The 15,833-nt window shown below is 43.3% G+C and carries 17 protein-coding genes; 14 read left to right on the forward strand and 3 right to left on the reverse strand.

Features of this window, described 5'->3' with window-relative positions:
* Positions 1–173 precede the first annotated feature (173 nt).
* The 13 genes from ST37_RS01445 to ST37_RS01505 all read left to right on the forward strand — a co-directional run bounded on the left by ST37_RS01445 (position 174) and on the right by ST37_RS01505 (position 10,208).
* The gene (locus ST37_RS01445) at positions 174–1,367 is read left to right on the forward strand and encodes an acetate/propionate family kinase (protein WP_084882946.1); all 1,194 of its coding nucleotides are present in this window, start codon (positions 174–176) and stop codon (positions 1,365–1,367) included.
* 159 nt (positions 1,368–1,526) lie between these two features.
* Positions 1,527–2,015 carry a YcxB family protein gene (locus ST37_RS01450; protein ID WP_084882948.1) on the forward strand — a complete coding sequence of 163 codons (489 nt, stop codon included), beginning with the start codon at positions 1,527–1,529 and terminating at the stop codon, positions 2,013–2,015.
* A gap of 81 nt (positions 2,016–2,096) precedes the next feature.
* The gene (locus ST37_RS01455) at positions 2,097–2,510 is read left to right on the forward strand and encodes a VOC family protein (protein WP_084883448.1); all 414 of its coding nucleotides are present in this window, start codon (positions 2,097–2,099) and stop codon (positions 2,508–2,510) included.
* 108 nt (positions 2,511–2,618) lie between these two features.
* A complete protein-coding gene (locus ST37_RS01460; RefSeq protein ID WP_084882951.1) occupies positions 2,619–2,969 on the forward strand; it encodes a hypothetical protein in 351 nt (116 codons plus the stop codon).
* A gap of 133 nt (positions 2,970–3,102) precedes the next feature.
* Complete coding sequence (locus ST37_RS01465) at positions 3,103–3,678, forward strand: YdeI/OmpD-associated family protein (protein WP_084882952.1); 576 nt, start codon at positions 3,103–3,105, stop codon at positions 3,676–3,678.
* Between the two features lie 329 nt (positions 3,679–4,007).
* The gene (locus ST37_RS01470; protein ID WP_172400904.1) at positions 4,008–5,741 is read left to right on the forward strand and encodes a methyl-accepting chemotaxis protein; all 1,734 of its coding nucleotides are present in this window, start codon (positions 4,008–4,010) and stop codon (positions 5,739–5,741) included.
* 205 nt (positions 5,742–5,946) lie between these two features.
* Positions 5,947–6,186 (forward strand): carboxymuconolactone decarboxylase family protein, encoded by a 240-nt coding sequence (locus tag ST37_RS01475; protein ID WP_242426182.1) that lies wholly within the window; start codon positions 5,947–5,949, stop codon positions 6,184–6,186.
* A gap of 183 nt (positions 6,187–6,369) precedes the next feature.
* Positions 6,370–6,834, forward strand: a complete 465-nt coding sequence (locus tag ST37_RS01480) for a 2TM domain-containing protein (RefSeq protein ID WP_084882957.1) — start codon at positions 6,370–6,372, stop codon at positions 6,832–6,834.
* Positions 6,835–6,894: 60 nt separating this feature from the next.
* A complete protein-coding gene (locus tag ST37_RS01485; RefSeq protein WP_084883450.1) occupies positions 6,895–7,368 on the forward strand; it encodes a GNAT family N-acetyltransferase in 474 nt (157 codons plus the stop codon).
* A 26-nt stretch (positions 7,369–7,394) separates the two neighbouring features.
* A complete protein-coding gene (locus tag ST37_RS01490) occupies positions 7,395–8,027 on the forward strand; it encodes an HAD family hydrolase (RefSeq protein WP_084882960.1) in 633 nt (210 codons plus the stop codon).
* Between the two features lie 156 nt (positions 8,028–8,183).
* Positions 8,184–8,858 carry an SDR family oxidoreductase gene (locus ST37_RS01495; RefSeq protein ID WP_084882962.1) on the forward strand — a complete coding sequence of 225 codons (675 nt, stop codon included), beginning with the start codon at positions 8,184–8,186 and terminating at the stop codon, positions 8,856–8,858.
* A gap of 42 nt (positions 8,859–8,900) precedes the next feature.
* Positions 8,901–9,296, forward strand: a complete 396-nt coding sequence (locus tag ST37_RS01500; protein WP_084882965.1) for a nuclear transport factor 2 family protein — start codon at positions 8,901–8,903, stop codon at positions 9,294–9,296.
* A 51-nt stretch (positions 9,297–9,347) separates the two neighbouring features.
* On the forward strand, positions 9,348–10,208 hold the full coding sequence (locus ST37_RS01505; RefSeq protein ID WP_172400905.1) for a sulfurtransferase: 861 nt from the start codon (positions 9,348–9,350) through the stop codon (positions 10,206–10,208).
* Here ST37_RS01505 and ST37_RS01510 read toward each other — a convergent pair.
* Entirely contained in the window at positions 10,201–11,076 is an 876-nt protein-coding gene (locus tag ST37_RS01510; protein ID WP_084882971.1) for a LysR family transcriptional regulator, read from the reverse strand. The genes ST37_RS01505 and ST37_RS01510 overlap by 8 nt on opposite strands.
* Before the next feature lie 83 nt (positions 11,077–11,159).
* Here ST37_RS01510 and ST37_RS01515 point away from each other — a divergent pair, with 83 nt between their 5' ends.
* Entirely contained in the window at positions 11,160–12,107 is a 948-nt protein-coding gene (locus ST37_RS01515) for an NAD(P)H-binding protein (protein ID WP_172400906.1), read from the forward strand.
* Here the strand turns inward: ST37_RS01515 and ppx are convergent.
* Together ppx and ppk1 are read right to left on the reverse strand one after the other, a co-directional pair.
* Positions 12,087–13,604 carry an exopolyphosphatase gene (gene ppx, locus ST37_RS01520; RefSeq protein ID WP_084882976.1) on the reverse strand — a complete coding sequence of 506 codons (1,518 nt, stop codon included), beginning with the start codon at positions 13,602–13,604 and terminating at the stop codon, positions 12,087–12,089. The genes ST37_RS01515 and ppx overlap by 21 nt on opposite strands.
* A gap of 3 nt (positions 13,605–13,607) precedes the next feature.
* A complete protein-coding gene (gene ppk1 / locus ST37_RS01525) occupies positions 13,608–15,689 on the reverse strand; it encodes a polyphosphate kinase 1 (RefSeq protein ID WP_084883452.1) in 2,082 nt (693 codons plus the stop codon).
* Positions 15,690–15,833 lie beyond the last annotated feature (144 nt).

The raw sequence follows: 15,833 nt of genomic DNA on the forward strand, positions 1-15,833 counted from the left end.
TGCTGGTTGACTTTTAGTCAATACGCACAGTACACCGCTTTAACCCAAACTGTAACTTGACCCAGATCAATGTTTGGTTTTTCTGTGACATAATTAAATTTTAAATATTCAAAAAATGTTTAATAATCCCAATTCAATTTGTCAGACAATTATAACGTGCAGGACCCCCTACAATGCCAAATGCAAACGTTTTAGTGATCAACTCAGGTAGCTCGTCGCTTAAATTCGCCGTCATCAACTCAGTAACCGGCGACGAAATTGTCAGTGGATTGGGTGAGTGCTTCGGTATGCCAGAAGCCACAATCGCTTGGAAGCTCAACGGAAACAAAACCGAAGAAGCCATCACTGCCGCAGACAATCATCATGCTAATGCAATCACCCGTATCGTTAAACTTATTGAAGATGAGAACTTAACCGACACGATCGTTGCAGTAGGTCACCGCATTGTTCACGGCGGAGAAAAATTTACTAAAACAGTACGCATCGATAACGAAGTGCTTGCTGAAATCGAAAACTTGTCTGACCTAGCACCGCTGCATAACCCTGCAGGCGCAAAAGGTATTCATGCTGCTATGGCCGCATTCCCATCGTTGCCACAGTTTGCTGTATTTGATACTGCGTTCCACCAAACGATGCCTCAAAAAGCCTTTACTGGCGCTATCTCACATGAACTTTACGAAAAATACGGCATTCGCCGCTATGGTTTCCACGGTACAAGTCACTATTATGTGTCACGTGAAGCAGCCAAAATGTTAGATAAGCCTGTAGAGCAGTGCAACTTTATTACTGTTCACCTTGGTAACGGTGCGTCTGTATGTGCGATTAAAGACGGACAATCGGTTGATACCTCTATGGGGTTCACACCTCTTGCTGGTCTTATGATGGGGACACGCTCTGGTGACCTTGATCCCGGCATCATTGAGTTTTTGATGAAGAAGGGCTGGACTCAAGAGCAAGTTTTCGAGACGCTAAACAAAAAATCAGGTTTCCTAGGTGTATCTGGTGTAACGTCTGACGCTCGCGGTATTTTACAAGCGATGGAAGAGGGACATGAAGGCGCTAAGTTGGCGTTCCAAGTCTTCACTTACCGTGTTGCAAAATACATTGGCTCTTACCTTATTCCACTTGATGCCTTAGATGCCATTATTTTCACTGGTGGTATTGGTGAAAACTCGCTAGATATTCGTCGCGAAATCTTAAATAACCTTAACCTGCTTGGTTTTGTTGAAGATAAAAAAGGCAACGAAGACGCACGTTTTGGCGCCAGCGGTATTATCGCTAAGTCAGAATTGCTTGACGCGCTGGCTGTGGTTATCCCAACCAATGAAGAGTTTGTTATCGCTCAGCAGTCAGTAGAACTTCTGTAATACAATCGATACATAAAGAATTAAAGGCGAGCTTCGAGCTCGCTTTTTTATTGGGGAAAGTAAATGTGTAGCCCAAAACCATCAACAAGCTATACAATAGTCACGCTGCAACAACGCAGCATAGAACACTCACATACAGCAAACTTAAAGTAATCACCTATGCCTAAAGATTTCAATTTCACTACCCAATACCCCCTCGACAAGCGTTTTTTTGCGGAGTGCTACGACCAAACGAGCGTTCCGACTAAATTTCCAAAAGCTTATTTAAAAGCGTTATTGTTTGTCGTTTTTGGTGTGATTGTATTAGAGTTTGAGCTACTGCCAAATGGATACGTTGGGTGGTTCTTTATCGTTCTGAGTATTGTTGAGGCTCTGAGTGTATTGTTTAAGAGAACTTGGTGGTTATGGCGACAAACATTCAGTACAAGCTCAAACAGTAAAGTAGAGTTTAGGTTAGGTGCAAATGGGGTCAGTTATAAAAGTGCTAATCACACCCGCAGTATCTCATGGATTGAGATAGACCAACTTCAGCAAACCGATCTGGGCTTTATCCTACACATTGGTAAACAGCGTCAATACCTCAGTAAATCTTGCTTAAGTGATGAAGCGATCGCCTATATGGTTGAACAGCACGCAATCCACAAATAAGTTGAATTTCCTCTTTACCTCAATATAACTTTAGGTATTAGCATGTTCGTTCTAGATAACAGCAACGTCATGGAGAAGATTATGATACATCTAGAACACGTCAATTTAGTCGTTAACGATATCCCAAAAATGCTTGAATTTTATCAGGCGGCTTTTCCTCATTGGAGAGTGCGCGAAAAAGGGCAAGGGGAGTGGCACGGTAAGCCTAGAACATGGCTCCACTTTGGGGACCAATATCACTACATAGCGTTAAGTGATAATGGGGAAGGATCAAATCGGGATCTCGCGGGCCATCAGGTTGGTTTAGCCCATTTTGCTTATGTCACTCACAATGTAGATAGCATCACAGAGCGCTTAACGAGAGCTGGTTTTAGAATCGCTAACCCAGGCACCAAAGAGCCTCATCGCAAAAACGTCTATTTCGTTGATCCTGCGGGGTTTGAAGTAGAGTTTGTTGAGTATCTCAGCGACGATCCTTCCTTGAGGAATGCATAAAAGAGAACAATCAATTTTTGCACTTGGTTATTTGTGGCCAGGACGCATTGTTCGTTCGTGTTGTTTGAGGCGTTCCTATATACTGCCTTGTTTAATAGGAAGCCTCCCATGGAAATGCTCATCGTCTCGTCAGAACAACAAATGCGACTTATCATGTTATTCAGTCGGTCCACAGCAAAGATATCTGACAAAGCTCTGCTCAAAGATCTCGATGCCTATAAAGTAAATTCTTCAGTATACCCAGCGTTTAAAAGCGCCCAAGATTTACGGGTTGAAAGAATTAAGCTGCCCTTTGGTGACGATAAAACAGCGTCATTGGAAGGGGGAGACTTCTTATATCGTTATCTGGCCAAAGGCTATATTTGTTTGGGTGATTATACAGGAAAGCCAAAACCTGACTTGTCGGCATGGGGTGTCCGTTCAGTGCGCAAACAACCAAGGGTTGGCTTCGGTTTATAGAAGTAACAAAGTTCGCCACACGTCACAGCATGTTCCCCAAAAAGTCAACGCTTCTGATAGTGGATACCTACAAAATAAATAAGACGGATGGTGCGTTTCGATTTGCCGTACACATTCTAGGGATAGGAATACAGTGCCTGAAGTTAACACTCGTCTAATAATGCCGTTTGAAACCTCCAAACAACTTTTTAACTGGCTTCAAGAAAACCACGCAACTCACACTGAACTTTGGATTAAAATTTACAAGAAGCACTCAGTGACTGTGAGCATCACCTGGGATGAGGCTGTCGTTGAGTTATTACGCTGGGGCTGGATCGACGGAGTTAAAAAGTCGTTGGATGAACACTCTTATCTACAAAGAGTTACTCCCAGAAAAACCCGCAGTAATTGGTCTAAACGCAATCGAGACATTGCCCAGCAATTGATCAACGAACAAACCATGACAGATTTTGGAATGGTGCATGTTGTTGCTGCAAAATCGGATGGACGCTGGGAAAATGCGTATACTGCCAGTGAAATGACCGTCCCTAACGATTTTTTATCTGCTCTGAATCCATTTCCTCGAGCACTCGACTTTTATAATAGTCTAACCAAATCTGACCGCTATGTAATCGCATATGGATTAACCAGTGCCAAGAAACAAGAGACACGTGCAAGGCGATTTGATAAATACCTGACGCAATTAAAAGAAAATAAGAAACCAAGTTAAACTACTGTCGCTAAAAATATAAATACCTCGACAAAACATCATCGTGGCTAATCGAAATCACGAACTCTTAGTATACTATTTTGTATGTAAATTAAGTGTTTCTCGAGTGGTTTTTCAACCGCCTAAATATAAGCCCACCCATTACGTGCCACAGCACGATAGTGCTATTTTATGTGTGCTCAACGTCAAATATTAACTGTACTAATTCTAAGCAGATCACAGTTCTTGATAAAACGACTCGTGTTTTAATACTGCTGCCGATACCAATGAGAAATACAGAATATTTTCTTTTTCTTCAACAAGATACGAGACGCAAAGATATGAGATCGATGGCATTTAAAACCAAGATTTACTTGGTGATATTCATGATGTTGAGTATATCACTAGTCACTTCATTTAGTAGCGTGCAATATTTTATACGCGCTGATCTTACTCAAACCGACACGGCCAATGTACAAGACAAACTAGTACTAATTTCTGAAAAGGTCCGCTCAGATTTAGACAATACCTTTATATTATCGAAAAGCTTAAAAGTGAGCCTCAGTAATATTGAAAGTTTAATCGAGCTTACTGGCTTCCATAGTATTGTAAAAGTGTTATCAGGTAATGTGTTTGCTCCTGGCTTCGCTGATATCTCAGATGAAGAAAAAAACACAATGCTCGAATTGGCAGAGTTAGCAGGAGAAGAGAGCTACATCAGTGGTGTTTATTATCGCGACGGTATCCCACTTATTTCGTTAACTAACTACTCTGGCATGAGTGGTCACGATATCTTCGAAGTGGATTTAAGTAATATACAGCGAACCTTGTCGTCGCTAAATAGTGAGGGCAGTTATCTAAAACTTATCGATCATCAACAAACTGAAATATTCACCAACGTTGTAGACGGTAATCTAAGTGCGTATGAATATGATATCCCATTTGGTGCACTCGACTGGACACTCACCGGGTATATCGATAACGATTTTATCCAACAACATACCAACGCCCTAAATACTCGTATTACACTCGCTTTACTAGGAACAGGCATTGTCATTGTCATACTGGCAGGATTTGCCATCCGCTATGCTTACCAACCCATTATTGCATTAAAACACTTGGTTCAAGAGCTAGGTAGTGGTGACGCTGATCTTACTAAACGCTTACTTGTGACGACAAAAGATGATATTGGACAGATTTCAGAAGGAATAAACCATTTTGTCAGCCAAATCCAATCCATGTTATTGCAAATAAAGCAGACAAACACCGAAATTACTCAAGGGATAGAGGCCCTAGAGCAACAAGCAAACAGTAACGAAGATATGATTAAACATCATCAGCTTGAAACCGAACAAGCGGTGACAGCGATTACTGAAATGGCCGCCACAGCAGAAAACGTATCAGAAAGCGCCTCAGGTGCAGCTGAGTTAACCAATAGTGCAAATACCGGAGCAGATGTCAGCCGTAATGTGGTTGGACAAGCGGTAAATAGTGTTAACGAGTTAGTGAGTCAAGTTGATGAAATGACAGTGTCCATCCACAGCATGGTTACTGATGTGGACAATATTAGTCATGTACTAGAAGTGATTGGTGGCATCGCCGAACAAACCAATCTTCTGGCACTTAATGCCGCCATCGAAGCCGCTCGAGCAGGTGAAGCAGGTAGAGGTTTTGCCGTGGTTGCTGATGAAGTTAGAGCACTTGCAGGTCGGACTCAACAAAGTACAGGGGAAATTAGCGATATGTTGGGTAAATTGCAGTCGGGAAGCAGCAATGTAAGCAGTGCAATGGATCACACTCGCGGAAGTTGCGAAACAACGGCCAAAAAAACCTCAGAAGTGACCGAATCACTGGATGTAGTGAGTCAATCTATCGCAAAAATATCGGATATCAGCACCCATATAGCTACTGCTGCGCAAGAGCAGAGCCAAGTGAGTAATGAGATCAATGCAAACATGGTCGCGATTCAAAATATGGCAGCTCGATTGGAAGAAAGCAGCGCAAAAACGGTTGGCAATACGCAACAACTCACAAAAAATAACGCTAAGCTGAATACACTAGTAGGACGGTTTATCCTCGAGTAAGACATTTGATTTAAGGTAATATCCATTACGCTGCCCATAGATACAGTCTTTGATTCGAACTTGCTTGCTGCCTTGTGTGAGTATGGGCAATGTTATCTAAACAAAAACAAAAACAAAAGAGAACGGGGTCTACTTGCAAAATAGAGCAAGAGAACCCCGTCAACACAGATGTCAAAATAAGGGATGTAATACCATCGACAGCATTATGAATGCGTTCTATCACTCAACCCATAAAAATGAACATCTGGATACAGAGACTGAGCTGTTAGTTGGACTATCTGCCGCGATGGCACTCAACTGCTTACCGTGCATTAACTATTATATAAAACAATGCAAAATAAACGGAACTACCCAAGGGGAGATTTCTGACCTAACAGCTAAGGTAATGGCGCTCGCTGCTAGACAAAAAAATACGGCAACGGCAAGAGGTGTTAACCCAATATAAAATCAATCTTGAATCCTATGCGTAACACTATATGTGCAGGTAGGCATTTGTGCATCGCTCGCAGTTTTATTTGCTTAAGCTATTGATTTTGCTAAGCTGTCATAAGGCTGTCGCCCTAGTGACGTTCACATTTGAAACCTAAATCGATAAGGTTTTGAAGACACAGCGAAAAGGATTTGAGCAATGGTTAGAAAATATCGATTAAAACGAGGATGGTCACAGGAGCAGTTAGCTGAGTTGAGTGGATTAAGTATTCGCACAATTCAACGAATTGAACGTGGTCATACACCTAGCCTAGAGTCACAAAAATCTCTCGCTGCTGTTTTTGAGTTATCCATTTCGGAACTTCAACAGGAGCACACTATGAAGCAAGACACAGAGCTTAATCAAGACGAACAAACCGTCATCGATCAAGTTAGAGCGATTAAAAGTTTTTACTCTCATTTGATCACCTACCTTTCGGTCATTGGACTGCTGTTTATCATTAATTTAGTCACTGATTCGAGCTATATTTGGGCCATTTGGCCAGCAATGGGTTGGGGCATAGGTATTATTAATCATGGTTTAAGCGCCTTTGAAGTGTTTGATCTATTTGGTGCAAATTGGGAAAAACGTCAGATTGAAAAACGCTTGGGTAAAAAATTATAGCGTTATGGTCTTGAACAAATACTACTACCACACGTCGGATTAAAGAGGCTATTGAAAACCATTAAAACAACGCAAAGACTAGCAGAACCTCAAGATTATGAGTTCTTGTTTGCGCTTAAAAAATCCGCCGAATACGCAGCAGTAGAGGCAGTATTTGGCTGGGATGAAGGGGTTCAGCGTGCTATCCATTGTCAGGAGTGGCAGGATGCAAAACCAAATATTATCGAATGGCAATCACAGTCCATTGGTAGTTTCCTAGTATCTGAGCATTCTGAACACCTCTATTTTGGGCGATTTTTTTTATTGCCTGAGTTTCATTCGATGGGGATAGGTGGAAATATCCTTGGTAGTGTTACGAGACAGGCGGATGAGATTAACAAACCCATTAAGCTCTGTTATTTGAACGGCAATCGAGTGTCCAACTTGTACTCTAGGCACGGATTTGAAGAAGTCCATCGAGATGCTCAGTTTGTGACCATGATTAGAAAGCCTTTAACGATCCAAAGCCTAAACTCCAAATCGACGAGTCACTAAACAGTTTGCCATTAACTAGGAATCCAATGAAAGACTATCGTACATTTCTGTTTGACCTTGATGGAACACTGGTCAACTCTGAGCCACTCAAGGGGCAAGCTATTGTATTTGCGTGCCAAGAATTTGGTATTGATGCCCAAGTGAACGACTATAAAACGGTAATGGGGGAGGGTTGGCAGTCGGTTACAGGCCACTTTTTTAGGCACCAAACCATAAAACCCAATGCCGAAGCCTTTAGACAGTGTTTCAAACAACATTACCAAACATTGCTGCAACGCAAGGTGACTCTGACCCCAGGAGCTAGAGAGTATATCTTCGCCCTTAGAGCGCAAAATAAGCCCTGTGGTATTGTCAGTTCTGCGGCTATGTGGATGGTTGAAGAAATACTTGCCCAACACGATCTTACCGGTGCGTTTGACTGCATAATCACCCAAGAACAGGTGACTCAACACAAACCTCACCCAGAAGCGTATCATGTCGCCCTCAACAAGCTGTCGGCCGCTGCACAAGATACATTGGTATTTGAAGATTCTACTGCCGGTATAACGGCCGCTCAAGCCAGTGGTTGCGATGTTATCGCGGTTCAACATGAATTTAATCTAAACAATGACCTATCTGCCGCAAGTCACATAATTTCTGATTTTCAACAACTAAAATGATGAGCAGCTACAGCTACGGTTTGTAACGGTTATTCTAATGCCAGGCTCATTCAGCTCACGTATAGTCAATATATTAGAGAGACATTATCACAGATGGCAGGGCTGCATTTACGCGATCGGCAGCCGACAACACCTCACAATCACAAGGCAATTACGATGAAAATACTAGTAACAGGGGCAAGCAGTGGGATAGGTAACCAGTTAGTCAAACAGCTATCTGCAATGGGTCATCAGGTGTTTGCAACGGCGAGAAACGTCGAGTCGCTAGAAGCACTAGCAGCTGAAACTGGCTGTCTATACGCTTGTTACGATCTCGCTGAGTCGTTACAAGTCGAAAAGCTCTACACACAAGCACGTTCAGAGCTTGACGGATTAGATGTACTAATTAACAACGCAGGCATGAATGCCCGTAAGTGCCCAGTTGAAGAGTTTTCCTGCGAGGAATTAGACAAAAGCTATGCGATTAACCTCAGAGCGCCAATGTTGCTGTCAAAGCTTGCATTAACGGATATGAAGTTGCAGCGCTCTGGTTACATTATTAATGTAACCAGCACCGTTGTTAAACGGGCCAGTGAAACAATGTCGGTCTATACCGCAATGAAACAAGGTTTATCTGGATTTACTGGCGTCTTAATGAAAGAAGCCCAACCCTTTGGGGTCAGAGTCACCAACCTGATCCCGGGTGGCACCGACACCAACTTTAGACCCGCAGACAGACCAGAATATATGAGCCCAGAAGGCGTTGCAAAAACAATAACCACGCTATTTGAACTGCCGAGTGATGTCGTCATACACGAGCTCACGTTTAGACCCATGGTAGAAGTAGAATAGTCTCTATCGCTGACATTTAAAATATTGCCACAAGGAAAGGGCATGAACAAAGCAGCAACACCGAAACAAACTGTTATCGCGTTTTGGGACGCAATGAAAAGCAACAATTTCGAACACGCGAGCCAGTTTTTATCCGCCGACTTTAAAGGGTTTTGGCCTCAATCTAACGAGCTAATTAGTGGGCGAGATAATTTTGTTGCTGTAAACTCTTTTTACCCCGCGCATGGTATCTGGCGCTTTGAGATTAATTCTATTGTTTGCGACGAAGACCAGGTGGTTACCGATGTATCTATCACCGATGGCGTTCAACAAGCACGAGCGATCACTTTCCATGTGGTGAAAGAAGGATTCATCACCACACAAAAAGAGTTTTGGCCCGACGACATGGAGCCTCAACCGTGGCGTGCAAAATGGGTTACACTCATCGAACCCGAATGAATCGAGTTAATGGACAACACCTATTCAACACCAACCCAAAAAGGATTTTCCATGGAGCACTTAGTTTCTACCCAGTGGCTAGCCGAAAATATTTCTTTGCCAAATCTAAAAATACTAGACGCGAGCATGGAAAAAGTCATTGGTATTGATCCTATTGTTTATGATCGCCCACTGCATATCCCAAATAGCATCAAAATGGATTTAGAGCATGACTTTGTCGCTGACGTAGAGGGTGTCCATCCGTACCCAGATGCAAGCAAAGTAAGTTCGTTGCTAGCTGCTATGGGGGTAAAGTCTACAGACACCGTAATCATTTACGATAATCAGGGCCTCTATTCTGCGCCTCGCGCTTGGTGGATCTTGCGCAGTTTTGGCTTTAAACAGGTCGCAATTTTACGCGGTGGCTTGCCAAAATGGATTGAAGAATCCAGACAAACAACCTCGACAACCGCACAATGTGTGACAACGTCACCCGAGAATCTAACGCTTGACTCAACCTTATTAACAAAGGCTAATGAAATACATAAAAACATAATAAATAACGAGTTTTTAGTTGTCGACGTGCGAGGTGAGCAACGATTTTTAGGCAAGGTTCAAGAGCCCAGACCCGGTGTAAGACGCGGACATATACCCGGGGCGTCTAATCTGCCGTTCTCAAAACTATTGGATGGGCGTCAACTTCATTCGATTGAGGTATTACAGCAACAATTTAGACAAATATTGGACAACTCTAAGCAATCACAAAGTACAAAACTGGTTTTTTCATGTGGGTCGGGGGTCACGGCTTGTATTGCCGCCTTTGCTGCGGCAACTGCAGGTTTAACTAACCTATCACTTTATGATGGCTCATGGAGTGAATGGGGCAGCGATGAGAGTTTACCTATAGAAACGTCACTCAAAGAGTCTAAGTAAAACGTAGCTGTTCGGACAGAAAACGATAGAGCGCTTGGATATTAGAGTTTTGATAAAGGTCTCTGTGACACACTAAATGCACGGACAGTGTCTGCGGCAGTATGCCCAAATCGATTTTCACTAGATTGTACTGGCTCGCCATCGCTTGATGTGTTGCGACGATCCCACCGCCTTCGCGTGCGACCTCAAACTGAAGTGGAATATTATCGGTACGGAACTTAAAGTCCTCGTTGCTAATGCTCCAACCATATTCCTCGGCTTTATCCTCAAACTGTCTGTCTCTATCAAAGCCAATTAAACGATGGTTAAATAGCTCTTCGATGGTAGCAGGTGCACCAAATTGTTTTATGTACTCTGGAGACGCATAAAAATGGACAGGAATATCATCGAGATGTTTAGAAACAACGTCTAATTGCGTCGGTTTAAACATTCTTACTGCAATATCAGTATCTCGCTTGTCAATATTAGTCGCTTTGTTACTCACATCCACCTCGACAGACAACTGCGGATGCTTCTCAAGAAACTGTGCAATCACCGGTGCTAAGTAATACTGAGCAATGTTCTCATTAACCGAAAGTCGAACACGCCCTGACAATGAGTGCTGCTGACCTGATGCTAAACGTTGCAATGCAAAAGCATTCTCTTGCATACGTTTGGCCTGTGGCAGCAGAGCTTGGCCAAATGCTGTCAATGTTAATCCTTGAGTGCTTCTATCGAACAAGCAATTGCCCACAGATTTTTCTAACGCGTACAGTTGCCTACTCAGCGTCGGCTGGGATATGCCTAACTCGTTGGAGGCTTTGTTTAAACTTCCTTGCTCTGCAATAACAACGAAAAAGTGCCATTGTTGCCAATCACTGTTATTCAATTTTGAATATCCCCATCGAAACTCTGCGTCTTCTCTATTGTACGAGGAATATTACTATGTACCTATTCAAAGGAGAGATAATCATGAAAAAAGCATTGGTGTTTGGTTCAACAGGTAATTTTGGGTCTACAACGGTTAAAGCATTATTAGAGTCAGGCTGGCGTGTCAGTGTGTTCAAAAGGCCTCAGTCTAAACTTAACGTTAATGACTCACGCATCGAAGTCATTGAAGGCGATATTACTCATACCAAAGATATTTCAATTGCGTGTGAGGGCGTCGATTTAATCGTGTACGGTATTAACCCACCTTATACACAATGGCGCCGCAACGCATACCAATTGCTCGATCGCATTGTATCTGTTGTAGAGCAGAAGAAACTCCACATCCTCTTCCCTGGTAACGTCTATTGTTTGCCTACGAGTAATGCAGCCATTGACGAAACCACGCCATTATCCAGCCAAACCAAAAAAGGGGATATACGACTAGCGATGGAGCAGCGGTTAAAACAGGCAGCAAAAAAAGGGGCGAGAGTCACTATCATTCGCGCAGGGGATTTTATCGGAGGTCAAGACCAGTGGTTTAATATGACGTTTAAACCTACCAAGCGTGGGTGGAAAATGGTGTCGCCTCATGATCGGCAGCATCAACATTTTTGGAGCTATTTGCCTGACTTAAGTGCTAACGCTATTAGAGCGGCTGAAGGGCAACGCACTTCGTTTGAGGTATTTCATGATGTAGGTGTCGTTGCAACAATTGACGACTGGAAAAAAGCGTTTAAAGCCAATGATATAGAGCTAACGGCCGGTAGATTTCCTTGGTGGGCTATCACTTGCACAAGTCTCGTTGTGCCGCTGTTTAAAGAGGTGTCAGAGATGCGTTACTTATGGCGTTCCACATTAATTCTCGATGGAACGAAGCTGAAAAAGACGCTCGCTGACAACTATCACTCTACGCCTTTACACAAGATAGTTGGCGACACCCTGAGTCACCAACAAAAATTCATGGACAGCTTAAGCGTTGTTGACCACTAAATTCCATTCAACTTTATCCCAGTACGTGATTTCATTGTCAAAATCGGCTGAGAGAACAGGGTGGTTAAAGACCTCATCATCGAGGGATACCACCCAACTTTCATCACTTACATCAAGCTGAGCGTACACGGGATCATTGTCTCTTTGGGAATTGAGCACAATAGAGAGCCTAAACAGCTTAATCAAATCCAACACATCTTTTTTTCTAAATAGGTAAAAATCACGCAGCTCAGTCAGCTTAATTGTCTTGCGTTGGAAACGAGACAGCGTAGCCAGCAACAGCTGGTGCTCTCGGTTAAAGCCAGGCATGTATGAGTGCTCGAGCAGGTAAGCCGAGTGTTTATGGTGCCCTTGGAAGTGAATACTCAAACCCACTTCATGCAACAGCGCTGCCCAACCGAGGAGCTGGGACAATTCACGTTTCTTTTTCAGTTTGGTTTGATCCAAATACTGGCATAACAAGTGTTCAAGGGTCGCTTTGACGTTTTCGGCATGACTCAGTTCAACCGCGTATTTTTGTGCAAGGGTTTCGGCTGTGCGCATTCGAATATCGGTTCGGTCGAACCGACTGTCCATTTCATACAATATCCCTTCACGCAGCGCCCCAGAAGAGTAGTGGAGCTCACTAATCTTCAACTCATTCATGATGGCGTGGAGTATTGCTACGCCCGCAGCAAAGACTGGTAGCCGCTCCGACGGCAGTTTAGACAGCTTAATATCGTCTATATGCTTAAAATCACACAGTGATTCGATCAAGGTTTTTAAACGCTCAAGCGTGATAATACCATCCTCGTGTCCTTGCCCAATAACTACCTCACGTATTGCTTTTACGGTGCCAGATGATCCAATAGACGTTGTCCAACCTGTCTTGAGATAGCTTTCTTTTATGTGTTCTAACTGCTGCTGGGCGGCAACCTGCGCTTTTTTAAAACGGTTTACCGACAATTTCCCTTTACTAAAGAACCGCTCAGTAAAACTGACACAGCCCATTAGAGTGCTGGTGAGCTTAATTGGCTCAAGCTCTTCACCAATTACCAGTTCTGTACTGCCACCACCAATATCAATGACCAATTTCTTGTCCGCTTCAACTTGAGTGTGTGATACCCCTAAGTAAATTAGGCGAGCTTCTTCAGTACCTGGAATAATCTCGATTGGAAAGGGGAGGATTTGAGCGGCGCGCTGCAAAAATATATGGGCGTTGTTGGCCACACGTAACGTATGTGTGGCTGCAATGCGCACATCGTCCACATCAAAACCAGATAGTCGTTCGGCAAATGCAGCTAAGCAATCAAGCCCACGTTCGATGGCTTGATTACTCAGGTTGTTTTGCTCATCCAAACCTTGCGCCAAACGCACACGTTGCTTGTGTCGACTGACAATTTGGATATCGTTACCCACAACCTTTGCTACCACTAAGTGGAAACTGTTCGAACCTAAATCTAAGGCGGCTATCTGTCGTGAGTCGTCTTGTACTGTATCGCTGGGAGAATTGTCCATATACTACTGCGTTTTATACTGCTTCCTATCTCTCTTTTCAGCTTGTTTCAAATAGTCGTAAATAGCAACTTGGGAGCGAATTTTTCTTCTATTTCCGCGAGGTACATAAGAATTGCTCATTTCTTTATCAATCCAACGTGCTTTCACCGTGTCTTTTAACTGTATGTCAACAATGTCGATGATCCGTTGGACGAGTTTAGGATCGAGCACAGGGGTCGCAACTTCTATACGGTGGTCGATATTGCGTGTCATCCAATCCGCGGACGAGATATAGACGCTCGGATCTCCAGCATTGCCAAGGATAAATACTCGCGGATGTTCTAAGAAGCGGTCAACGACACTGGTTAGAACAATGTTGTCGCTGATACCTTGAATACCAGGTACCAAAGAGCACATACCGCGAATGATGCCTCTTACTATTACGCCAGCTTGGCTCGCTTGATATAAACGGTCGACAATGCCTTTGTCGACCAAGTTGTTCACCTTAAAAGTAATGGAAGCGGGTAGGCCTGCGAGCGCATTTTTAATTTCATTGTCAATCAATGCATACATACGTTTGCGAGAGTTTCGCGGGGAAACAATCAGTTTCTCGAAGTTAACGGGGCGATATGGATTTTCAATGTACCCAAAGACGGCGCGTACTTCATTAGTAAGGCTTGAGTTGGCCGTTAACAATGCATAGTCAGTGTAAATCCGCGCGGTTTTTTCGTGAAAATTGCCTGTACCAATATGCGCATAACGTACGATTTCATCCCCTTCTTTACGGCTGATCAGCAACAATTTTGAGTGTATCTTTAATCCCGGTGCGCCGAAGATCACTTGTACACCAGCGTCTACCAGACGTTTAGACCAGTTAATGTTGGCCTCTTCGTCAAACCGCGCTTGAAGCTCGACAACGACGGTAACGTTTTTTCCATTGTGTACGGCATCAATGAGTGAGTTCATCAATTTAGAATCTTTCGCCACGCGATAGATATTGATTTTAATACTGCGGACTTTGGGATCGAATGAGGATTGCCTAACCAACTCAACGATATGATCAAACGTGTGATAAGGGTAGTACAGTAAAATATCACGCTGTTTAATCGCATCGAAACTGTTTGGGTACTGCTCGAATGCGGCAGAGGTAAACGGAGGGAGAGGCTTGTTTTCTAAGTAGTCTCGCCCAACATTTGGAAACCCAATAAAGTCTTTGAAATTTTGGTACCGGCTGCCCGCCAACAAACTATCGTAATTAGAAATGCCCAATTTTTGGCAAAGAAAATCGAGCATAGGCTGCGGCATGCCTTTTTCGTAAATAAACCTCACTGGCATGGCGGTAAGGCGCTGTTCTATCCCTTCAGACATCTGCTCGAGCAAACTAAACTCAACCTCATGGCTAAGATCGTACTCCGCATCGCGAGTCATTTTTATGGAATAGCATGCAATGTCGTCGTAATCAAAAAAGGCACCAAACAGTTCGTCGAGACATAGCCTTATTACATTGTCTAGCAGTATGATGGTCTTGCGCCGCTTACCTTTTTGCTCTGGTACCATAACAAAACGTTGCAAGTGGTCGGTTGGAATCTCCAACAATGCATACTGCACTTGTGTGTCGTTCTTGAGTTCCACACAGACATAGGCGTATTCATCTTTGAGAAACTGAAGAACGTCTATGTCATCGGTGAGTAACAGCGGGGTGATGTGTGGTTTTACTTCCTTATGAAAGTATTTTCGTAGCCAGACTTCTTGAGTTTCCGTCAGTTGTGATTCATTCACCAAAAAGATTCGACGTCGCGCCATTTCCAGAAGCAGTTCGCCGTATAGCTCCTCAAATCGGTCGCTTAAGTTCGCCGCTTTTGATTGCATCTTTTTCAGTAGATGTTTGGAGTTGTCTTCCTTTCCGCGCTCTTGGCTGATCAAGATTCGCCTTTTAACATCGGCAAATCGAACTTTATAAAACTCGTCGAGATTATTGGAAAATATGCCGAGAAAACGGATCCTCTCGATAAGTGGGACGGTTTTATCCGCCGCTTCTTGAAGAACACGCTCGTTAAATGATAGCCAGCTTAGCTCTTTTTCTACGTACAGTTTTTCGGTTTTCATGTAAATAATTGGAGGAGTCATCGTTACTATAGAACCGTTAAAAAATACTACAAATATGTGACACCAATATGTCACACCAACGTGCTGTTCGATGCCGAAAGACATTGTAAGTCAATAACTTTTTCGCTCGCCGCCGAAGTTAAA

Origin of the sequence: Vibrio sp. qd031, from assembly GCF_002100145.1 — a bacterium.
In the GTDB taxonomy this organism is placed as follows: Bacteria; Pseudomonadota; Gammaproteobacteria; order Enterobacterales; family Vibrionaceae; genus Vibrio.